Raw genomic sequence first — 21619 nt, forward strand, 5'->3', positions numbered from 1 at the left:
GCCAAGAGCCACCGGAGCCGTTAGCTATGCCCCCTCGCAAGGGCCGCTTGGCCCCCATCCTGCGAATTGCGCCCGTAGCTCAGCTGGATAGAGCACCAGACTACGAATCTGGGGGTCAGAGGTTCGAATCCTTTCGGGCGCGCCATTCCCACCGTTTAAAATAAAATATTGATTGCCGGTGATTGCGGGCGGGATGAGCGGTCCGTTGGATTTGCGGCCGCCAGCTATTCGCCTCTTCAAGCGTTGCAAAAATGGTGCCGCTTGTCCGGCCTGGCATCATCGCCCGCCGCGATCGGGTCCGGCTGCCTGGCTCGGGGCCTCGCCGCAAGGCGAGACCGTTACACCTTGAAGCGCGGGTCGAGATAGTCGCGCAGTGCGTCGCCGAACAGATTGAAGGCGAACACCGCCATGCTGATGGCGATGCCCGGAAACAGGATGATCCAGGGCGCCTGGCTGTAGAAATCCTGCGAGGTGCCCGACAGCATCAAGCCCCAGGCCGCGGTCGGCTCGGTGACGCCGAGGCCAAGAAACGAGAGCGAGGCCTCGAGCAGGATCGCCTGCGCGATAAAGGCCGTGAACATGATGAGGAACGGCGCAACCACGTTCGGCGCGATGTGGCGGAAGATGATGCGGACGTTGCTGTAGCCGGCTGCGCGCGCGGCATCGATGTAAGGCAGGCCGCGAATGGCGAGTGTGGCCGAGCGCACCACGCGGGCTATCTTCGGGATCATCGGAATGGCGATCGCCACGATCAGGTTGAGGTCGAGCCCGCCGACCGGAAACTTGCCGAGCACCGCAACAACCGCGAGCGCCAGTACGATGATCGGGAACGACAGCAACACGTCCATGAACCGCTCGATCGCCATGTCGATGCGGCCGCCGAAATAGGCCGAGACCATGCCGATCACCGCGCCGATGCCCGATCCCAGCATCGACGACAGAAATCCGACCGCGAGCGCCGTGCGTGCTCCGAAAATGATGCGCGAGAAGACGTCACGGCCGAAGGCGTCGGTGCCCATCCAGTGGTCCCACGACGGCGCTGCCAGCATGCTGGCGTAGTCGATCTCCAGCGGGTCATAGGGGGCGACGAACTCCGAGAACAGACCTGCGATGAACAGCACGATGATGAAGACGAGGCCGATCATGCCGGTTGGCTGCGTGCGCGCGAACGCGATGATCGGGTGCTGCGCCTTGCGCTCGCGGAAGTCGATGTCGGGAGAAGCGGCGTCTGTCATGTCATGAATACCGGATGCGCGGATCGAGCACGGCGTAGAGCAGGTCCACCACGAAATTGACGGCAATGAAGAACGCGGCGACCAGCATCACCAGCGCCTGCACCATGGTGTAGTCGGCGCGAGTCACGGTTTCGACGAACAGCTTGCCGATGCCGTTGAGATTGAACACCTGCTCGGTGACGACGAGGCCACCGATCAGGAACGCGAATTCGAGGCCGATCACGGTCACGACCGGCAGCATGGCGTTACGGATCGCGTGGCGGGAGAGCACCAGCCGCTCGTAGACGCCCTTGGCGCGCGCGGTGCGGATGTAGTCTTCCTGCAAGACCTCGAGCAGCGTCGAGCGCGTCATGCGTGTGGCGACTGCCGAATAGCGGTAGCCGACCGCGAGCGCGGGCCAGATGAGCTGTGAGAGGTTCGTGATCGGATCTTCCCAGATCGGCGTGTAGGTGAGGGGCGGAATCCAGTTGAAGGTCAAAAGCAGGCCCAAAATGATGAGCATGCCGAGCCAGAACGAGGGGATTGCGAGGCCGGCGATGGCGAAGGTGCGGATGACGTGGTCGATCCAGGTGTTGTTATAGAGAGCGGAGATGGTGCCGAGCGGGATGGAAATCAGGATCGCGAGGATCGTCGCCAGGATCGCGACCTCGAGCGAGAGGCCGAGGCGGCTGCTGATTTCATCGATCACCGGACGCCCGGTCCACATCGACGTGCCAAAATCACCGACCATGATTCCGGTGATCCAGTCATAGAACTGGTACCATAGCGGCTGATCGAGGCCGAGCCGCGCGCGCTCCACGATGAGCGCCTCCGGCGTCACCTGTCCGCCGTCCATGAGCATGCGCATCTCGACGATGTCGCCCGGCATTGCGCGCAACATAATGAAGACGAGCACGGCCACGCCGAACAGCGTGGGAATCATCAGGAGAAAGCGTCGGATCGTGTAGCGAAGCATCTGCAGAGGTCCCTGCGCACGCGGGCGGGATTAAGCCGGGCGGCGGCTTGCGTCGCCGCCCGGTGGATGGTGCGGATTACTGGTCGAGCCAGACGTCCTGCAGATCCTGGTTGATGTAGTGGCTCGGCGACATGTGCCAGCCATGGAGCTGCTTCCAGTTCACGATGATGCGGTTCCACCAGATCACCGGGACCGTGGCAGCTTCCGTCAGCGCGTGCTTCTCCACTTCGCGCAGGATGGCAGCCCGCTTCTTGGGGTCGAGCTCGCGCTTCTGCTTCTCGTACAATTCATCGATCTTGCGATCGATGCTGCGGCTGTAGTTGATCGTCGATTTGTCAGACGACACGTACTTCAGAAGCTGAAGGTTCGGATCGTCGACAGCATCGCAGGCGAAGTCGAGGCCGACCTCGTAGTTGCCGCTGCGCAGATTGCCGATATAGGCCTTGGTCTCCGGCTGTTCATGCTCGGCGGTCACGCCAATCTGGCGCCACTGATCGACCACGAACACACCGACCGGCGTATAGGGGCTCGGCACGTTGCGGTTCATGAACTTGAACTTCAAGTCCTTCACGCCGGCTTCGGCGAGCAGCTTCTTTGCCTCGTCGCGTGCTTTCTTGATGTCCTTGCCGAAGCCCGGATAGGTCGTGAGTTCGGCCTCTGAGGCCGCAAGCTCATAACCCGGTCGCAGCACACCGCCGACATCGCGGACGACGGCGATCTTCGACAGCGCCTCGGAGCCTTTCCATCGGTCGAGAGCGAGCGAGAGCGCCCGGCGAACGCGGGCATCGTTAAACGGCTTCTTTTCGACGTTGAAGATCACCGCCAGGCTGCACACCCACGGCGATTCGTAGACATTCACCTTGTCGCCGAGGGCGTCCACCAGCTTCTTCTTGTCGGCTGGCGATTGTCCGCGGAACTCAGCCAGCACCTCGCCGGCCTGCAGCGCATTCACGCGGGCCGCGGTGTTGGTGATGAAGATGGCGCGGAAGCCATCGAGATAGGGGCGATCCTTCTCGAAGTATTCGGGGAAGCGTTCGCCAACCCAGTGCGAGCCCGCGGCATGTTCAACGAACTTGAAGGGGCCGGTGCCGAGAATGTGCTTCTCGGGAAACTTCGGGTCTTCCTTCAGCTTCGCGGCGCTGTAGATGCAGTCCCACGGCGACGCGAAGTTGGTAATCATCGAGGCGTTCGGAGCCTTGAGCTTGAACACCACAGTGTTCGCATCGGGCGTCTCGATTGAGGTGATGTCCTCGTAGGCCGCCTGGCGGATCGACACCACGCCCTGCGGCGGGTGGGCGATACGATCGTAGCTGGCCTTCACGTCGGCCGATGTCAGCGTCGAGCCATCGTGGAATTTAATGTTCGGCTTGAGCTTGAACGTGTAGGTCAGGCCGTCCGGCGCCACCGTCCATGATGCGGCAAGATCGCCCTTCACTTTCGGGTAGTTCGGCTCGTCAAACTTCAGGAGCGTATTGTAGTGGGGGCGTACCGGATGAATGAACGCGAACGACGTCGCGCCGTGGCAGTCGTAGTTCGGCGGCTCGGCGCCGACTGCGAATTTCAAAACCCCGCCTTTTTTGGGCGTTTGCGCGTCGGCCCCACTCGCCATCAAAGCGAGCGCAGAAAATCCGAGGGCTAAGGCCCCTAATCCCAGTCTCATTGCGAATTCCTCCTTGATAGCCCCTTGTTTTCGGGTTCTTGCTGCGTGGACGTCTTCCCTTTTTTTATTATCCCTGCCTGCCCGTCATACCTTGATACATGCAGCAAAGTGGCCGGGACGCTTTTCTTCCAGCGGCGGCACGACGGTCCTGCACTCCTCGGTAGCGATGGGGCAGCGCGTATTAAAAACGCATCCAGTCGGCGGCGCCATGTGACTTGGTAACTCTCCCTTGATCAGCCGCGGCGCGCGGCTTTTCTCGATTGTAGGGTCGGGGATCGGCGCCGCGTCGAGCAGGATTTTCGTATAGGGATGCAGCGGCTCGTCGTAGAGCGCATCGCGCTCGGAAACTTCCATGACGCGGCCGAAATACATCACGACCACGCGCATCGAAATATGTCGCACTACCGCGAGGTCGTGCGCGATGAACAGATAGGCAAGCCCGAGCCGGTGCTGCAAATCCTCGAGCAGATTGATGATCTGCCCCTGGATCGACACGTCCAGCGCCGATACGGCCTCGTCGCAGACGATGAAGGAGGGTTCCATCGCGAGTGCGCGTGCAATGCCGACGCGCTGGCGCTGGCCGCCGGACAACTGGTGCGGATAGCGCGAGGCCATTTCAGGCCGCAGTCCCACCTGCGCGAGCAGTTCCTCCACGCGCTCGAGCGCGCCGCGTTTGCCCTTGACAAGATTATAGACCTTGAGCGGCTCGCTGATGATCTGGCCGACGGTCATGCGCGGATTGAGCGACGAGTAGGGATCCTGGAAGATCACCTGGATCTTGCGGCGGATGGCCTTCATCGTGGCGGCGTCAGCGCTTGCCAGATCGGTGCCTTCGAAATGGATTTCGCCGCTGGTCGGATTCTCCAGACGCAGGATCAGGCGGCCGACCGTGGTCTTGCCGCAGCCCGACTCGCCGACGAGGCCGAGTGTCTCACCGGCGAAAATCTCCAGATTGACATCCTGCACCGCGCGTACCACGCCGCTGGTGCCCAGCGTGCTGCCAACCGCGAAATGCTTGACGAGGTTGCGCACCGAGAGGATCGGCGTGCCGGTCTTGATCTCGGTTTTCTGGACACTTCCTTCGGCGGCGCTCCACGAGATTGTACCGGCAGCAATCTCCTTTTGCCGGTGGCAACGCGACAAGCCTCCGGTGTCGGTCGGCAGCAGAGGCGGTTCGGTGCTGCAAATATCGATCTTGAACGGACAGCGCGGCGCGAAGCGACAACCGGTCGGCATGCGCGCGAGATTGGGCGGCAATCCCTCGATGGTCTCAAGCCGCGCGCCACGCGGACGGTCGAGCCGCGGCACCGAGCGCAGAAGGCCCATCGAATAGGGGTGGCGCGGGTGATGAAAGACGTTCTCCGCGTTGCCTTCCTCGACCAGGCGGCCGGCATACATCACGATCACACGGTCGGCGTAACGCGCAACGACGCCGAGGTTGTGGGTGATGACGATCAGCGCAATGTTGAGCTTGCGTGACAGATCCTTCATCAGCTCCAGAATCTGCGCCTGGATGGTGACGTCGAGTGCGGTGGTCGGCTCGTCGGCGATGATCAGTTTGGGATTGCAGGCAAGCCCGATCGCGATCATCACGCGCTGACGCATGCCGCCTGAAAACTGATGCGGGTATTGATCGAGCCGTCCCGCGGGATCGGGGATGCCGACGAGCGTCAGAAGCTCCACCGCGCGTGCGTGGGCTTCTTCGTCGCTCATCTTCAAATGAATCTTCAAGGGCTCCATGATCTGCAGTCCGATCGTCAGGATCGGATTGAGCGAGGTCATCGGCTCCTGGAAAATCATCGAGATGTCGCGGCCGCGCACCTCTCGCATCTGCTCATTGGTGAGATCGAGCAGGTTGCGCCCTTCGAACTCGATACGTCCCTTGGGAATGCGGCCGGTCAGAGGCGACAGCAGCCGCATGATAGACAGCGCGGAGACCGACTTTCCGGAGCCGGATTCTCCGACGACGGCAACGACCTCGCCGCGTTTGACGTTATAGCTGAGGTCCTCGACGGCCCTGACGCGGCCCCGCGAGGTTTCGAAATGCACATGCAGATTTTGTACGTCGAGCAGAACGGACGCAGCTTTTGACTGATCCTCGCGCGGTCGCTCGGTAATCGTAGCGACGCTCACGCCGGATTCCTGTATACTGACGTGGCAATAATTCCACGAGATACGACGCCACGAATTCGGCCAGCATCACGTTGAATGAGCCCGGCGACGATCCTGCCTTCAACCGAGCCAGTCCGGCCGTTTGCCATGTCGGATCCCTCCCTACCGATTTTCTAGGACCGCATTATTCTTATTAATTATGCGAGCAGTCCCCTTATTGGGAGGTAGTATGCGTAACTTGAGTTCCGGAGGTCAATGCTGTTGTGGTCTGCGGCTATAGATCGTTCGCACTAGCTGCGTGACAGCATGGCCAGCGCAATATGTCGCTAGATGCACATGCTTCGCAGACGTCGTTAATGTGCGGCGATTCATGTTCCATCCGCGGAAAGCCCGCGCATCTAATGCGGAAGGCGTTTTAGATTTCCGGAGCGGGGCTGCTCCTGCGGATCATCAGTCATCTTCTCCAGATCGGCCAGAATCGGGCAGTCCGGGCGATGATCGCCGGCACAGCAATTGATCAGCGCCTGCAGCGTATCGGCCATCTGCTCCAGATTGGTGATCTTCTCGCGCAGATCGTTAATGTGCGCTGCAGCGATGCGCTTCACATCGGCGCTCTGGCGTGACCGGTCGCGCCACAGGCTGAGCAGTTCGTTGATTTCCGCAACGGAAAATCCGAGGTCGCGCGCGCGGCGGATAAAACGCAGCATATGCACATCCGAATCCGAGTAATCCCGATACCCGGACTCCGTGCGATCGGCCGGGGGAATGAGACCGGTCTGCTCGTAATAGCGGATCATCTTGGCGGATACGCCCGAGGCCTTTGCCGCTTGCCCGATGTTCATTCTGTTGCCTCCGATGCGACCACAGGTTTTCTATCTGGATAATTACGGTTGGAATCTGCGCAACCGCAATGCATTGCCGAGGACGAACACGCTCGACAGCGCCATCGCGCCGGCGGCAAAGATCGGCGAGAGCAGGATGCCGAACGCGGGATAGAGCGCGCCCGCCGCAACCGGGATCAGCGCCGTGTTGTAGGCGAACGCCCAGAATAGGTTCTGGCGAATATTGCCGATGGTGGCACGCGACAGAGCGATCGCCGTCGGCACGCCCTTGAGACTGCCCGACATCAGCACGACATCGGCTGCCTCGATGGCGATATCCGTGCCGTTGCCGACAGCTACTCCGATATCGGCCTCCGCCAGCGCCGGCGCATCGTTGATGCCGTCGCCGACAAAGGCGAGCGTGCCGTGCTCCGCCTTCAGCTTGCGCACGATCTCGACCTTGCCTTCGGGCAAGATCTCGGCCGCCACTTCATCGATGCCGAGCCGGCGGGCAATGGCTTCCGCGGTGCGCCGATTGTCGCCGCTGACCATCGCGACCTTGAGGCCGAGATCGTGCAGCGCATTGATCGCCTCCGGCGTGGTTTCCTTGATCGGATCGGCAACCGCGACAATCGCCGCCAGGCGTCCGCCGATGGCGGCATAGAGCGGCGACTTGCCTTCATCGCCGAGCCGCACGGCCGTCGCCGCGAATACGCCGACATCCAGTCCCAACTCGCGCATGTAGCGATCCGCGCCCACCTGCACCGGTTCACCGTCGATCTCGGCCTTGACGCCGAAGCCGGTGACGGATTCGAAGGCGCTGATGTCGGGAATGGAAATGCCTTCGGCTTCCGCTGCTTCGACGATGGCGCGGGCAATCGGATGCTCCGACTTTGTCTCGACGGCAGCGATGCGGCCCAGCACGTGCTCGCGCGCAAACCCTTCGGCAATCTCGAGATCGGTCAATGCGGGGCGGCCTTCGGTAAGCGTTCCGGTCTTGTCGACGGCCACCACCTTGGCGTCCTTCAGCAGTTGCAGAGCCTCGCCCTTGCGGAAGAGAACGCCGAGCTCGGCTCCGCGTCCGGTGCCGACCATGATCGAGGTCGGCGTGGCGAGGCCCATCGCGCAGGGGCAGGCGATGATCAGCACAGCGACGGCATTGACGAGCGCGAAGGTCAGCGCCGGCGTCGGCCCAAAGATAAGCCAGACGATGAAGGTCAGCGCCGCTGCTGCCATCACCGCGGGTACGAACCACATCGTCACCTTGTCGACCAGCGCCTGAATCGGCAGCTTCGAACCCTGCGCCTCTTCCACCATGCGAATGATCTGCGACAGCATGGTCGCTTCGCCGACGGCGGTCGCACGGAAGACGAGAGCACCCTTCTGGTTCACGGTGCCGCCGACCAGCCTGCTGCCTGTCGTTTTCTCAACCGGGATCGGCTCGCCGGTGATCATGGATTCATCGACGAAGCTTTCGCCCTCGATCACTTCGCCATCGACGGGAATGCGCTCGCCGGGGCGCACTTCAACAGTGTCGCCGAATGCGACATCGCCAATCGGAATGTCCTGAAGCGTCTCGTCACGTCGGACGCGGGCGGTCTTGGCCTGCAGACCGACCAGCCGCTTGATCGCCTCCGAGGTGCGGCCCTTGGCGCGCGCTTCGAGAAAGCGGCCGAGCAGGATCAGCGTCACGATCACCGCCGCTGCTTCGTAATAGACGTTCACCGTGCCTGAAGGCAGCAGCGACGGCGCAAAGGTTGCGACGATGGAATAGGCATAGGCGGCGAGCGTTCCCACCGCGACCAGCGAGTTCATGTCCGGAGCGAGACGTACAAGCGCGGGGATGCCCTTGGCGTAGAATCGGATGCCGGGAATGGCGAGCACGAGCGTCGTCAGCGCGAACTGAACGTACCAATTCCACTGCATGCCGATGGTGCGCATGATGACGTCGTGCATGCCGGGAATGAGATGCGCGCCCATTTCCAGCGCGAAGACCGGAAGCGTCAGCACTGTGGCGATGATCAAATCGCGCTTGAGTTCGGCCCGCTCCGCGTCCTTGCGCTGCGTGGCCGCGTCATTGTCGGCGCTGCTATGGCCGATCGGGCGCGCGGTGTATCCGACCGATGCCACCGCCGCTACGAGTATCTGCGGATTGGCCGTGCCGCGCACGCTCGCGCGTTCGGTCGCAAGATTCACCACCGCTTCGGTGACACCCGGCACTGCTTTCAGTGCATTCTCGACACGCGCCACGCAGGAGGCGCAGGTCATGCCGTCGATGGTGAGGTCGGTGACGGTGGACGGCACATGATAGCCGGCGGCCTCGACCGCCCGCACCAGCGCGCGGGTGTCGACCGGGCCGCTCGGGCGAATGTCCGCGCGCTCGGTCGCAAGGTTGACACTGACGGAGCCCACCCCATCGATCCCGGCGAGCGCCTTTTCGACACGGCCGACACAAGATGCGCAGGACATGCCCTCGATCGGCAGGCTGATGGTCGGCGCGCTGGTTCGTTCCGGTTTGGTCGGGGCGTTCATGAGCCTCTTTCCTCTTGAGAAAACCACCTCACGTCTAAGATGGGGGTTCCCATCGTTGGAAGGTCAAGGGGAAGCCGGGAGAAGCAGGAGGCTTGACCTTCCAACGGTAGGAAGGTGTAGCTGGATATCAATGGAAACAAGGAGACCGAGATGCAGCTTCTGATCGAAAAAATGGCCTGCGGCGGGTGCGTCGAGACCGTGACGAAGGCGATCATGGCCGTCGATCCGAGCGCAAAAGTTTCCGCCGATGCCAGCAAGCGGACGGTGAGCGTCGACACGACAGCGGACCGGGGCAGGATCGAGAAGGCGCTCGCCGACGTGGGTTACCCCGCGCGGGGAGCTTGAGCTGCGACGAATCCGCCGGCCGTTGAAAATGGCAGCCAAGCGCCGGACCGATGGAGATCGGGTCCGGCGTCGGTCATTCCAAGAGCAGGGCGCTCTTTAAGCGCGAGGCATTTCGATCGCATCTGCAATCGCGAGCGAGTGCCCCAGCAATGTGGCATCGGTGGCCGGCGGACTGCAGAGCATGACGCCGAGCGGCAGTCCGGAGGGCGCCACTCCCACAGGCACGGTCGAAATCGGGCCGCCAAGCGCGGTGAGCGGAATGATGTAGCGCGGGTCGCCGGTTTTCATGCCTTCGGGCGCGATGTCCGGCGCAGCCGGGGCGATCAAGACGTCGATATCGGCGCACGCGTCCCAGAATGTCAGTTGCATCTGTAGAATGCGATGCAGCGTATCGGCATAAACGCCATCCTTGATTTTCTTCCCGCGCTTGATAGCGGCAAGCCAGGCCTCCGACACCTTGTCGGGATGCGTGGTCTCCAGCTCACCATAGATATGGGACAACTCGTATTCGAGAACGGTCTGATGCAGTGAGAGGGCCGCCGTCAGATCGACGGCAGACTTCAGCGACGTCACCTGATGCCCGGCATTGTGAAGTTGCGTGTGGATCTTGCCGAGGCCGTCCTGCACCGCTCTATCCGCGTCAGCGAACAGCGGGTCGTCCAGCATCGCGATGCGCAGCGGGCGGGTGCTGCGCGCATGCTTGTAGCGCTGCGGCTGAAGCGCTGCGCTGATGGTGGCGACGTCGCTCATCCGGTAGCCGAACCAGCCGACCGTATCGAAGGTTGGCGCAAGCTGGGTGAGGCCGGCGGTGGAGAGGTCTTGCGTCGTCGGCTTGAACGCCGCAATGCCGCAATAGGCGGCGGGGCGCACCACGGACCCGGCCGTCTGCGTGCCGATGCTGCAAACCGCCGTGCCGGAGGCGACTGCAGCGGCCGATCCTGCGCTCGATCCGCCGGGCGTATGAGACGCGTGCCACGGATTGCGCGTCGGGGGCGGGCCCTCGAAATAGGCGTACTCGGTCGTATGCACCTTGCCCATTATAATGGCGCCTGCCGCGCGCAGGATTGCCACGATATTCGCGTCGAGAGTGGCCGGCGCACTTTCTGCCCGGCTTGCTGTTCCCGCCCGGGTCTGCTGACCCTCGATGTCGACGACATCCTTGATCGCGACCGGGATGCCGTGCAGCGGACCGCGCCTGACGCCCTGCTGCATTTCGTCGCGACACCGGCGCGCCTGACGCCGTGCGGCCTCAATATCCAGCGACAGCCAGGCGTGAATATGCGGCTCGACCGCCTCCGCACGCTGCAGCAGCGTTTCGAGAAATCTCACTGGATCGGATGCACCCGATACGAAGCTGGACTGGATCGCGCTTATATCGCCTGGGTCATGGACGAACTGAGACACTCAATCTGATCCTTCTTTAGTGCTGACGCGGGTTGGTTTGACGTCGTGAAGCTTGTTGAGAAGCTTGATGAATTGGGCCTGCTCCTTGTCGTTCAGGCGGCCGTAGATGCTGTGTTCCACAACCAGCAGGCGAGGCATCATCTTTGCGTAGAAGCGTTTTCCCTTCGCAGTTAAGGCGAGCACCTGGACGCGTGCGTCGTCCTGATGCGATTTCCGCGAAATAAGCCCCATTTTCTGCAGCTTATGCACGGCCCGGCTGATCGTGTTCTTCGGCCGCCCGATCGCATTACTAATGTCGGTGGCGGTCCATCCCTCCCGTAGCTCGATACAAAATACCACCACCCATTCATGCCACTGGAGCCCGTATTCCTTCTCGAGCATCGCCCCCAGCGTGGTGACGTAGCGGTTCGTCAGGACGTTCACGCGGATCGCGAACGGTGTCGGGTTATCTATGAAGATCATTGGATGGGGCATGGTCTTGACCAAATTGATAACATGATGTCGAATTAGTTCACAATGGAACTAATTCAGCGGAGCTGCGAAAATCCAAACAAGTCCCATTTGGAACTAAATAGCCGGGGGCTGGCACAAGAATTGCTTCGCTAAGGGTGTAAACGCAAGGTCCATACGAGGGGAAATAACGACCATGAGTGCTTTTCATAAGTGGATGGCCTGTTTGGGCCTCGCTGCCATGACGCTCGCGCCGCTCAGCGCTTCGGCCGGTCCGGACGGCCGCGTCGTCGTGGCGCAGGGCGTCTATCCGGTGAGCTTCGATCCTCACCGCGACGTCACCGTTCCGACCATCAACGTCAATGCCAACATCTATGATGCGCTCCTTGCGCGCGATTCCGATCTGAAGATCGTGCCTGCGCTTGCCGAATCGCAGAATCGTATCAGCGATACGGTGCTCGAGCTGAAGCTTCGCAAGAACGTGAAATTTCACAATGGCGATGCGTTCAGCGCGAAGGATGTCAAGTTCTCGCTCGATCGCGTGCTCAACAAGGAAGAGCGCTCGCCGCAGCGCGGCTGGATCAACACGGTGTCGTCCGTCGATGTCGTCGACGATTACACCGTCCGGCTGACGACGTCGGTGCCGGACCCGGTGCTGCCCGCGCGTCTCACGCTCATCAACATCGTCTCGAAAGCTTACTTCGATAAGGTCGGCCTTGAAGGCATTGCCGCCAACCCGGTGGGCACCGGTGCTTACAAGGTCGGCAAGTGGGTGCGTGGCGATTTCCTTGATCTCGATGCCAACGAGAATTACTGGGGCGGCGCGCCGACGGTGAAGAAGGCGCAGTTCCGCGCCATTCCTGACGTCGCGGCCCGCATCGCCGCGCTGCAGGCGAAGAACGTCGACATCATCACCAACCTGCCGCCGGACTACATCGCCGCGATAAAGAAGGCCTCCGACCTTCAGGTGGCGACCGTCCCGAGCGCGCGTGTGCTGTTCTTCGGTCTGGTGAACACCGTTCCCGGACCGCTGCAGGACCAGCGCGTCCGTCAGGCGATCAACCACGCCGTCAATGTCGATGAAATCGTCAAGAGCCTGCTGCTCGGCAACGGCATTCGTGCGGGCGACGTCAACGGCCATATTCTTCGGCTGCTCGGTGTGGACTTCAAGTCGAAGCTTTATGACTATAACCCGAAGAAGGCCAAGCAACTGCTCGCGGAAGCCGGCTTCCCGAACGGCTTTTCCATCGACATGGACACGCCGAACGGCCGTTACCTGATGGACCGCGTCATCTCGCAGATCGTTGCTGCCCAGCTCGGCGAGGTCGGCATCAAGGTCAATCTGAAGGTCCATGAGTGGGGCAACTACGCCCAGATGTTCACGACGCATAAGGTGTCGCCGATGTACATGCTGGGCTGGGCGCTTCCCAGCATGGACCCCGATCAGTGGGCGACCCCGCAGTTTGGCGCAGGCGAGCCGGTGTCGAATTTCGACGACAAGGAAATCCAGGCTCTTGTTGTCGAAGCGCGTCAGGAAATGGATCCCGACAAGCGCAACAAGCTCTACGAGAAGCTGAACAACATGATCCACGACAAGGCGGCCTGGCTGTTCCTGCATCAGCAGATCGACCTTTATGGCGTGAACGCCAAGCTGGATTGGAAGCCGCGCGCTGACGAAAGTCTGCGGCTTGCCGACATCAAGCTTCGCTGATCTGGCTCTGGCAGGGTCGCCCATTCCGGGCGGCCCCGCCTCTTGGGACGCACCTCAATGATCAGCTATCTGGCGAAGCGCCTCCTTCAGGCTCTGCTCGTTCTGCTTGGAGTGATGACTCTCGTTTTCTTCCTGCTGCATCTGTCCGGCGATCCGACACAGTTGCTTCTGCCGATGGATGCGAGCGCGGAGGAACGTGCCGCGTTTCGCTTGCGCATGGGCTTCAACGATCCATTGCCGTTGCAGTACCTGCGCTTCGCCTATGACGTGATCACCGGCAATCTCGGCTTCTCCTATCGTCACAGTGAGCCTGCGGTGTACATGGTGCTCGACCATCTGCCCGCGACCTTCCAGTTGACCGGCAGCGCATTGCTGATCGCCACCTGTCTCGCCGTGCCGATCGGCGTGATCGCTGCCGTCAAGCGCGGCAGTGCGCTCGACTCCATTGCGATGGGCCTCGCGCTGCTCGGGCAGGCGATGCCGGTCTATTGGCTCGGGCTGATGTTGATCCTGCTGTTCTCGGTTCAGTTGCAGTGGCTGCCGTCGGGCGGCCGCTCCGGTCTGGAAACGTTGATCCTTCCCGCCGCGACGCTCGCCGTGTTCTCGATGGCGAGAATCGCGCGCCTGACACGCTCGGGCATGCTTGACGTGTTGAGCCAGGATTATATCCGCACGGCGCGCGCGGTCGGCATTCCGACCCGGACGGTGATTTTCAAGTTCGGCCTGCGCAACGCAGCGATCCCGCTTATCACGGTGATCGGCCTCGAATTCGGTGTGTTGCTCGGCGGTGCCGTTATTACCGAAACCATCTTCGCGTGGCCGGGCGTCGGCCGCCTTGCCGTCGATTCGATCTTCGCGCGCGATTATCCGGTGGTGCAGGCAGTCGTGCTCGTGCTCGCGTCGATCTTCGTGCTCATCAACATCACGGTCGACGTTCTCTACACCTACATGGACCCGCGCATTCGCGAAGGCGGAGGTTTCAAATGAGCTCATCCGCCAGCTCGATGCCGGCATCGTCGGGGTTCTCTGCCTGGTACAGGAAGTCGGCGCTGCGCCGGATTCTCGGGCGCAGCAGTGGCGCCATCGGCCTTGCGATCCTTTTCGTCATGGTTGCAATGGCCGTGCTGGCGCCGGTGCTCGCGCCGCATGATCCGAATACGCAAAGCCTGTTGATGCGCATGAAGCCCCCGGTATTCGCCGGCGGCACCTGGAATCATATTCTGGGCACCGACCATCTCGGCCGCGATCTGCTCAGCCGTGTGATGTATGGCGCGCGCATCTCGCTCTTCATCGGCTTCACCACGGCCTTCATCGCCTGCGTGATCGGCACCGTGGTGGGAATCGTTGCGGGCTTCTATCCCGGCATGATCCGCTCCGTGCTGATGCGGATCGTCGATGTGTTTCTGGCGATCCCTTACATCCTGTTTGCCGTTGCCGTGGTGGGTGCGCTGGGTGCCGGCATCACCAATCTGATCCTCGTGCTGGCTTGCACGCGATGGGTGCAGTTTGCCCGTATCGTTTACGGCCAGACGCTGTCGGTGCGCGAGAAGGAGTATGTCGAGGCGGCGCGCGTGCGCGGCAACAGCCAGCTCCGCATTCTCGCCGCGCATATCCTGCCGAACGTGTCCACGCCGGTCATTGTCGTGATGACCCTCGAATTCGCTTTCATGATCATCATGGAATCGGCGCTGACCTTCCTCGGTCTCGGTGTGTCACCGAGCACGCCGACGTGGGGCTGGATGCTTGCCGAAGGCAAGGACTACATGAGCATCGCCTGGTGGCTGTCCGTTGTGCCGGGCATCGCCATTGTCGCGACCGTGCTCGGCATCAATCTGTTCGGCGATGCCCTGCGCGACACGCTCGATCCCCGTTTGAAGCTCTGAGGCCGGATCATGAGCAATCAGGACGATATTCTGCTGAGTGTCGAAGATCTCAGCGTCGCGTTCCGCACCGATCACGGATCGGCCAACGTGGTGCAGGGCGTGTCTTTCAAAATTCGCCGCGGCGAGATCATGGGACTGGTCGGCGAGTCCGGTTCCGGCAAGAGCGTCACCGCTCTTGTCGTGATGGGCCTGTTGCCGCAGGCCATCGCCAAGGTTTCGAGCGGCCGCGTTCTGTTTGACGGGAAGGACCTGACGCGAATGCCGGAGCGCGACATGCGCAAGCTGCGCGGCCCGCGGATCGGCATGATCTTTCAGGAGCCGCTCACGGCGCTCAATCCGGTGTTTACGGTGGGCTCGCAGATCATCGCCGGCATTCTCGCGCATGAGCCGGTGAGCAAGCAGGAAGCTCATGCGCGCGCGGTGCAGCTTCTCCAGCGCGTCGGCATCCCCGAGCCCGCACGGCGCATGGACGCGTATCCGTTTCAATTGAGCGGCGGCATGCGCCAGCGTGCGATGATCGCCATGGCGATCGCCTGTTCGCCTGATCTGCTGATTGCCGATGAGCCGACGACGGCGCTCGATGTCACCATTCAGGCGCAGATTCTCGATCTGTTGCGGGAAATCCGCGATGAGATGGGAATCTCCATCCTGTTCATCACGCATGACCTCGCGATCATTTCCGAGCTCTGCGATTCCGTCGCCGTGTTCTACGCGGGCGAGATGCAGGAGCGTGGATCGGTCCGGCAGGTGTTCGCGGCCCCGCACCATCCCTACACCAGCGGTCTTTTGTCCTGCATTCCGGACGTCGCGCGCGGCGAACGGCTGAAGGCCATCGAAGGCCATCCACCGGCACGGCTCAGCGATGTGCCCGGCTGCCGGTTTGCGCCGCGTTGTCCGAACGCGATCGATCTTTGCTCTCAGGTTCATCCGTCGATTGAGCGCCTGCCCGATGGGGCGGAGACGCGATGCTTCCGGTGGAAGGAGATTCAGACATGCAACTGAGCATCCGCCATCTGAAGAAGTCATTCGTGCTGCCGCAGCGAACCGGCTGGACCGTGGAGCGCAAGTATGTGCATGCGGTCAACGATGTTTCGTTCTCGATCGGCAAGGGCGAAAGCTTTGGCATCGTCGGTGAGTCCGGCTCGGGTAAATCGACGCTGGCGCGGCTCATTCTCGGGCTTGAGCAGCCGACCGATGGCAGCATCGAACTCGAGGGACGCGATGTTGCGAACCTCAAAGGCAAGGCGCGTCAGAGCTACTGGAAGCGGGTGCAGATCATCTTTCAGGACCCATTCAGTTCGCTCAATCCGCGGATGCGGATCGGCGATATTCTGGCGGAGCCGATCCGTAATTACGGCGTGGCGACCGGCAATCTCTCCGGACAGGTTGAGGAGTTGCTCAAACTGGTCGGTCTGCCGCCGACCGCAACGAACCGTTATCCGCATGAATTGAGCGGCGGGCAGCGCCAGCGCGTGGCGATTGCCGCGGCACTGGCGGTTAAACCGGACATCATCCTCGCGGACGAAGCGGTGTCGGCGCTCGACGTATCGGTGCAGGCGCAGATCATCAATCTGCTCTCAGACCTGAAGAAGCAGCTTGGCCTGACCTACATCTTCATCACCCACGACCTCAATCTCAGCTCGTATTTTTGCGACCGCATCGCGGTGCTGTATCTCGGGCAGATCATGGAGGTTTGTTCGTCCGATGTGCTGCTCGAGCGTCCGGCGCATCCTTATACGCAGGCCTTGATCTCCGCCGTGCCGGCGGTCGACCCAGCCAAGCGCAAGAACCGGACGAAACTCACAGGTGAGATTCCGAGCCCGATCAATCCGCCGAAGGGTTGTCCGTTCCACCCGCGTTGTCCGCTGACGATCGCGAAGTGCAGCGAGGAGCGGCCTCCGGTTGTCGATATCGGCGGGGGACACCTCGCGGCCTGCCACGTCGTCAGCGAACGCCTCGCGCAAGGCGCGCTCTAACCTAAGAGACTCTCATGAAGATCACGAATGCGCACGTCTGGCTGGGCGGCAACGACCTCAAAGCGATGGATATCGGCATCGAAGGCGAACACTTCGCCGATGCCGCCGGACTCGATCCCGCAACCGAGGTGATCGATGCGAAGGGGCTGACGGTTCTTCCGGGCCTTATCAATGCCCACGTCCATTTCTGTCTGGACGGCAGCAACGACAGCGTTCCGCATCTCGTGGCCGAGCCTTATCTCACCACGGCCTATCGTGCGGCGGCAGCCGCCGAGGCGACGCTGCGTGCGGGAACGACAACGGTGCGCGACGTCGGCTGCTCCGGCAAGATTGGCATCTATCTGAAGAAGGCCATTGATGCGGGCTTTGTGCGCGGGCCACGTATGCTCGCTTCGGGCCCCTGCATCGTCATGACCGGCGGTCATAACCGTTTCATCGGTGTCGAGGTCGATGGTGTTGATGAGGCACGCAAGGCCGCGCGCCAGAATCTGAAGGCAGGTGCGGATCTGATCAAGGTGGTGTCCACCGGTGGCGTGATCACCTCCGGTGTCGAGCCCGAGCATGTGCAGCTCAGCGCCGAGGAAATGCAGGCGGCGGTTGATGAAGCGCATAATTGCGGCAAGCACGCTGCCTCTCACGCTCAGGGCGAGCAAGGTATCGCCAATTCGCTGAAGGCTGGCGTCGACACCATCGAGCACGGAATTTATCTGACGCCCGCGCTGATCGAGACCATGCTGAAGCAGGGATCGGTGCTGGTGCCGACGCTCACGCCGATGCGGCGCATTCTGCTCGGGTGCGGCGAGGAGCGGCTGCCCGATTACGCCGTCGAGAAAATGCGCCGCACCTCGGAGCCGTGGCTCGATAGCTTCCGCGCGGCGATTGCAGCCGGCGTTCCCATTGTTGCCGGAACCGATGCCGGCACGCCGGGCAATCCGCACGGCTCTGTCGCGGTGGAAGTGAAGTTCATGGTCGAGGCCGGCATGACCGAAGTGCTGGCGCTCAAAAGCGCCACTAGTGTTGCCGCGGAGGCGATCGGTCTTGGTGACAAGGTGGGGCAGATCCGCCCCGGCTTTCATGCCGACCTGATCTTTGTGCGCGGCAACCCGCTCAAGGATATCCGGGCGCTGGATAATCTCTGCGGCGTAATGAAAGATGGCGAGATGATCTGGTTCAATCCGGATGCGCGTGACGGCTCGATCGCCAAGGGCTGGCTCGACGTCGAAGCCTGACCGCCGGTGGGCTGACGGGGCGTTGCAGCGCCCTCGCCGGAACGAGCGGATTCAATATGCCAATATATCGTGCGGCATAATGCCCGTTCGTGATGCCCCGCATCCCTGCGGGCTTCCTACATTCCATCACGAAGCAGCAACGTGCGCGCAGAATGCGGGGAAGTCGCAATGCGTACGGTTCCGTCGGTGAGTTTTTCGCACATGATTGTGAGATATTATCGATTTCTGTTCGTACGAAAATTTATAGTCTTCGATAGGCGAACTCATCGAGGGTGCGGCCGTGGCGACGGCCGCACGGGATAAGACGGCTGCAGTGAACGGGCAGATATATCGTGCGGCGTGCCGCCATGGTGTTGCGACCCGGTTCGGCAGTTTCCATTCCGACCTGACAAACGCCTCCTAACCCCAATGGTACATGACCATTTCGAGGTGAAACATGACAGTCTCCAAATCACTCACAGTGAACGGCAAGAAGGTGTCCGTTCGGATCGACGATCCAGACATGCCGCTTTTGTATGTGCTGCGCGATAATCTCGCGCTGCACGGTCCGCGCTTCGGCTGCGGCCTATCTCAATGCGGCGCCTGCACGGTGCATATCGATGGCGCGGCGGTGCGCTCCTGCGTCACGCCGCTGTCCTCCATCACCGACAAGCAGAAGGTCGTCACCCTGGAAGGATTGGGGACGCCGCAGAAGCCTCATCCGGTGCAGCGCGCCTTCATCGAAGAGCAGGCCGTGCAGTGCGGCTATTGCATCAACGGCATGATCATGGAGTCGGCCGCGTTTCTTGCGAAGAACAAGAAGCCGACCGAAGAGCAGATCAAGGAAGCGTTGGGCAATAATTTGTGCCGCTGTGGAACGCACAGTCGCATTGTCAAAGCCGTCAAGCGCGCGTCGAGCTACGTGTAAGGGAGGCTGTCATGAATTTGCATGTTTCACGACGTCAGCTTCTGAAGGGAAGCGGAGCTCTCGTTGTCAGTTTTGCCATCGGCGGCACGCTCGATGGCGCCCTTGCGCAGGATGCGGCAAAACCTGGCAAGCCGTTGGCGCTGACGGAAGTCGATAGCTTCCTGTCGATCGACACCAAAGGGAAAGTCACCGTCTATTCGGGGAAGGTCGATCTCGGCACCGGCATCTCGACGGCGTTGCCGCAGATGGTCGCTGAAGAACTCGACGTGCCGTTGTCCGCGATCAAGTTCATTCAGGGCGACACCGGTTTGACGCCGGATCAGGGCGTGTCGTCCGGAAGTCTCGGCATTCAGAGCGGTGGTGTTCAACTCAGGCAGGCGGCGGCGACGGCGCGCAATGCGTTGCTCGACGAAGCGGCGAAGCATCTCGGCGAGCCGCGCGAAAGCCTGTCCGTCGAGAATGGCGTCGTCAAATCCAAGGGCGGCAAGCAGGTCAGCTACGGTCAACTGATCGGCGACAAGAGTTTCAATCTGAAGCTCGATCCGAAGAAGCCGGTCCAGACCAAAGACCCGAAGGACTTCAAGGTGGTCGGCAAGTCGGCCATGCGTGTCGATATTCCCGGCAAGGTCACCGGCCAGTTCACTTACATGCAGGACGTTCGCGTGCCGGGCATGTTGCATGGCCGCGTGATCCGGCCGCCGGCCTTCGGCGCGAAGATCGAGAGCGTGGATGAAAGTTCGATCAAGTCGATCCCGGATGTCACCGTCGTGCGCGAGAAGGATTTCCTCGGCGTCGTTGCAGCCACCGAGTGGAATGCAATCCGCGCCGCCCAGAAACTGAAGGTGAGCTGGTCGAAGTCGGAAACGCTGCCCGATCAAGCCAAGCTTTGGGACCATGTGCGATCGACCAAGATCGCCAAGGACGACGTCACCAGCAACACCGGCGACGTGGTCGCCGCGCTGAATGCCGACGGCAAGAAGCTGTCAGCGACGTACGATTTCGCGATCAACCTTCACGGATCGATCGGTCCATCCTGTGCGATTGCGGAATTCAAGGACGGCAAGCTGACGTCATGGTCTGCCTCTCAGGCGACACACAATCTGCGCAAGCAACTGGCGCAGATGTTCGGGATGCCGGCTGAGGATGTCCGCTGCATCTATCACGAAGGTGCCGGCTGTTACGGCCGCAACGGCCATGAGGATGCCGCGGGCGATGCGGCGGTGTTGGCCAAGGCCGTCGGCAAGCCGGTGCGCGTGCAGTGGTCGCGTGCGGACGAGCATGGCTGGGAACCGATGGGGCCGCCGACGCTGATCGATCTGCGGGCCAATATGGACGCGAACGGCAACATCAACGCCTGGGATTCGGAGTTCTTCGTTCCGCAGGGCATGCCCGGCAGCACGCCGCTGGTGGCGCAGGACCTTGCGGAGTTGCCGTCGACCTTCGTCATGGCGCCGGGCAACGTCATCCGCAATTCGGCGATCCCCTATAAAATCCCGAATGTGCGCACGGTCTGCCACCGGCTTGAGAGCACGCCGTTCCGCCCGTCCTGGATCAGAGCGCCGGGGCGCATGCAGAACACGTATGCGAACGAATGCTTCCTGGACGAATTGGCGGCCGAAGCCAAGATCGATCCACTTGAGTTTCGTTTGAAGTATCTCGATGACAATCGCGGCATCGAGGTGCTGGATCGTCTGGCCAAGCTTGCCAAGTGGGACAAGCGTGCCTCGCCGAAGGGTAATCGCTCCGGCAACATCCTGAAGGGCAGGGGCATCAGCTATACGAAGTATGAGTTGACCCGCACGTATGTCGGGGCTGTGGCCGAAGTGGAGGTCGACCGGAGCACCGGAAAGATTCGCGTTCCGCGCTTTTATATCGTTCACGATTGCGGACAGATCATCAATCCGGACGGCGTCAAGAACCAGATCGACGGCAACATCATCCAGACCGTCAGCCGCACGCTGATCGAGGAAGTGAAGTTCGATCGCGCGATGTCGACCTCGCTCGATTGGGCGACCTATCCGATCCTGACGTTCCCGGACATTCCGGAAATTGTCATCGAGCTGATCGATCGGCCAAACGAGAAGCCGTGGGGTGCGGGAGAGCCGACGACGGCGATCGTGCCGTCGTCGATCTCCAATGCGGTGTTCGATGCAACCGGCATTCGCCTGCGGTCGGTGCCCTATACGCCGGATAAGCTGAAGGCTGCGCTGCAAGCGTAAACGACGCTGCCAGCCAAGGAAGTCTCCAGACACGTCAATCTCCAGGGTCTTGCAAAGAGCAAGGCCCTGGAGAAATCGTTTTCGGAATGTGTGAGCTCTGGGCGTCTGCGGCGGTTCCGCGCACGCGGCGCAACGGTGCGCTTCAATTCGGAAAGTGGCTGGGACACAGCGGAAAATGCG

At 61.5% G+C, this 21619-nt stretch carries 17 protein-coding genes and 1 tRNA gene; 10 read left to right on the forward strand and 8 right to left on the reverse strand.

The window, feature by feature from the left end:
- Positions 1-68 precede the first annotated feature (68 nt).
- Positions 69-145, forward strand: a tRNA-Arg gene (locus OCA5_RS03075).
- Between the two features lie 193 nt (positions 146-338).
- Here OCA5_RS03075 and OCA5_RS03080 read toward each other — a convergent pair.
- From OCA5_RS03080 to OCA5_RS03105, 6 genes are all read right to left on the reverse strand, one after another.
- On the reverse strand, positions 339-1235 hold the full coding sequence (locus tag OCA5_RS03080) for an ABC transporter permease (RefSeq protein ID WP_012564652.1): 897 nt from the start codon (positions 1233-1235) through the stop codon (positions 339-341).
- A 1-nt stretch (position 1236) separates the two neighbouring features.
- Entirely contained in the window at positions 1237-2190 is a 954-nt protein-coding gene (locus OCA5_RS03085) for an ABC transporter permease (protein ID WP_012564651.1), read from the reverse strand.
- A gap of 76 nt (positions 2191-2266) precedes the next feature.
- A complete protein-coding gene (locus tag OCA5_RS03090; RefSeq protein ID WP_244396094.1) occupies positions 2267-3754 on the reverse strand; it encodes an ABC transporter substrate-binding protein in 1488 nt (495 codons plus the stop codon).
- Positions 3755-3934: 180 nt separating this feature from the next.
- Entirely contained in the window at positions 3935-5983 is a 2049-nt protein-coding gene (locus tag OCA5_RS03095; protein ID WP_012564649.1) for a dipeptide ABC transporter ATP-binding protein, read from the reverse strand.
- A gap of 377 nt (positions 5984-6360) precedes the next feature.
- Entirely contained in the window at positions 6361-6804 is a 444-nt protein-coding gene (gene cueR, locus OCA5_RS03100) for a Cu(I)-responsive transcriptional regulator (RefSeq protein WP_012564648.1), read from the reverse strand.
- Between the two features lie 42 nt (positions 6805-6846).
- The gene (locus tag OCA5_RS03105; RefSeq protein ID WP_012564647.1) at positions 6847-9315 is read right to left on the reverse strand and encodes a heavy metal translocating P-type ATPase; all 2469 of its coding nucleotides are present in this window, start codon (positions 9313-9315) and stop codon (positions 6847-6849) included.
- A gap of 150 nt (positions 9316-9465) precedes the next feature.
- On the opposite strand from OCA5_RS03105, the gene OCA5_RS03110 reads away from it, so the two are divergent.
- Positions 9466-9660, forward strand: coding sequence for a heavy-metal-associated domain-containing protein (locus tag OCA5_RS03110; protein WP_012564646.1), 195 nt, complete (start codon positions 9466-9468; stop codon positions 9658-9660).
- 96 nt (positions 9661-9756) lie between these two features.
- Here the strand turns inward: OCA5_RS03110 and OCA5_RS03115 are convergent, their stop codons facing one another.
- Complete coding sequence (locus OCA5_RS03115) at positions 9757-11064, reverse strand: amidase (protein ID WP_012564645.1); 1308 nt, start codon at positions 11062-11064, stop codon at positions 9757-9759.
- Positions 11065-11550: a MarR family winged helix-turn-helix transcriptional regulator gene (locus tag OCA5_RS03120; RefSeq protein ID WP_244396093.1), complete on the reverse strand. Its 486-nt coding sequence runs from the start codon at positions 11548-11550 to the stop codon at positions 11065-11067.
- Between the two features lie 160 nt (positions 11551-11710).
- On the opposite strand from OCA5_RS03120, the gene OCA5_RS03125 reads away from it, so the two are divergent.
- From OCA5_RS03125 to OCA5_RS03160, 8 genes are all read left to right on the forward strand, one after another.
- Positions 11711-13225 carry an ABC transporter substrate-binding protein gene (locus OCA5_RS03125; RefSeq protein ID WP_012564642.1) on the forward strand — a complete coding sequence of 505 codons (1515 nt, stop codon included), beginning with the start codon at positions 11711-11713 and terminating at the stop codon, positions 13223-13225.
- A 57-nt stretch (positions 13226-13282) separates the two neighbouring features.
- On the forward strand, positions 13283-14212 hold the full coding sequence (locus OCA5_RS03130; RefSeq protein WP_012564641.1) for an ABC transporter permease: 930 nt from the start codon (positions 13283-13285) through the stop codon (positions 14210-14212).
- Positions 14209-15108: an ABC transporter permease gene (locus OCA5_RS03135; protein ID WP_012564640.1), complete on the forward strand. Its 900-nt coding sequence runs from the start codon at positions 14209-14211 to the stop codon at positions 15106-15108. The genes OCA5_RS03130 and OCA5_RS03135 overlap by 4 nt, the downstream gene beginning before the upstream one ends.
- Positions 15109-15117: 9 nt before the next feature.
- Positions 15118-16110: an ABC transporter ATP-binding protein gene (locus tag OCA5_RS03140; RefSeq protein WP_012564639.1), complete on the forward strand. Its 993-nt coding sequence runs from the start codon at positions 15118-15120 to the stop codon at positions 16108-16110.
- Positions 16101-17084 carry an ABC transporter ATP-binding protein gene (locus OCA5_RS03145; protein WP_012564638.1) on the forward strand — a complete coding sequence of 328 codons (984 nt, stop codon included), beginning with the start codon at positions 16101-16103 and terminating at the stop codon, positions 17082-17084. Before OCA5_RS03140 ends, OCA5_RS03145 begins: the two co-directional genes overlap by 10 nt.
- Before the next feature lie 14 nt (positions 17085-17098).
- Positions 17099-18313, forward strand: coding sequence for a metal-dependent hydrolase family protein (locus OCA5_RS03150; protein WP_012564637.1), 1215 nt, complete (start codon positions 17099-17101; stop codon positions 18311-18313).
- Positions 18314-18749: 436 nt separating this feature from the next.
- Positions 18750-19220 carry a (2Fe-2S)-binding protein gene (locus OCA5_RS03155; protein WP_012564635.1) on the forward strand — a complete coding sequence of 157 codons (471 nt, stop codon included), beginning with the start codon at positions 18750-18752 and terminating at the stop codon, positions 19218-19220.
- Positions 19221-19231: 11 nt separating this feature from the next.
- A complete protein-coding gene (locus OCA5_RS03160; protein ID WP_012564634.1) occupies positions 19232-21439 on the forward strand; it encodes a xanthine dehydrogenase family protein molybdopterin-binding subunit in 2208 nt (735 codons plus the stop codon).
- Positions 21440-21619: the final 180 nt, after the last annotated feature.

Source organism: Afipia carboxidovorans OM5, from assembly GCF_000218565.1.
Taxonomy (GTDB): Bacteria; Pseudomonadota; Alphaproteobacteria; order Rhizobiales; family Xanthobacteraceae; genus Afipia; species Afipia carboxidovorans.

Excerpts from the sequence above, each read along its gene's own strand:
- cueR (WP_012564648.1), bottom strand. The coding sequence starts at position 6,804 with ATGAACATCGGGCAAGCGGCAAAGGCCTCGGGCGTATCCGCCAAGATG.
- OCA5_RS03130 (WP_012564641.1), top strand. The coding sequence starts at position 13,283 with ATGATCAGCTATCTGGCGAAGCGCCTCCTTCAGGCTCTGCTCGTTCTG.
- OCA5_RS03085 (WP_012564651.1), bottom strand. The coding sequence starts at position 2,190 with ATGCTTCGCTACACGATCCGACGCTTTCTCCTGATGATTCCCACGCTG.
- OCA5_RS03140 (WP_012564639.1), top strand. The coding sequence starts at position 15,118 with ATGAGCAATCAGGACGATATTCTGCTGAGTGTCGAAGATCTCAGCGTC.
- OCA5_RS03105 (WP_012564647.1), bottom strand. The coding sequence starts at position 9,315 with ATGAACGCCCCGACCAAACCGGAACGAACCAGCGCGCCGACCATCAGC.
- OCA5_RS03125 (WP_012564642.1), top strand. The coding sequence starts at position 11,711 with ATGAGTGCTTTTCATAAGTGGATGGCCTGTTTGGGCCTCGCTGCCATG.
- OCA5_RS03080 (WP_012564652.1), bottom strand. The coding sequence starts at position 1,235 with ATGACAGACGCCGCTTCTCCCGACATCGACTTCCGCGAGCGCAAGGCG.
- OCA5_RS03135 (WP_012564640.1), top strand. The coding sequence starts at position 14,209 with ATGAGCTCATCCGCCAGCTCGATGCCGGCATCGTCGGGGTTCTCTGCC.
- OCA5_RS03145 (WP_012564638.1), top strand. The coding sequence starts at position 16,101 with ATGCAACTGAGCATCCGCCATCTGAAGAAGTCATTCGTGCTGCCGCAG.
- OCA5_RS03110 (WP_012564646.1), top strand. The coding sequence starts at position 9,466 with ATGCAGCTTCTGATCGAAAAAATGGCCTGCGGCGGGTGCGTCGAGACC.
- OCA5_RS03160 (WP_012564634.1), top strand. The coding sequence starts at position 19,232 with ATGAATTTGCATGTTTCACGACGTCAGCTTCTGAAGGGAAGCGGAGCT.
- OCA5_RS03150 (WP_012564637.1), top strand. The coding sequence starts at position 17,099 with ATGAAGATCACGAATGCGCACGTCTGGCTGGGCGGCAACGACCTCAAA.
- OCA5_RS03155 (WP_012564635.1), top strand. The coding sequence starts at position 18,750 with ATGACAGTCTCCAAATCACTCACAGTGAACGGCAAGAAGGTGTCCGTT.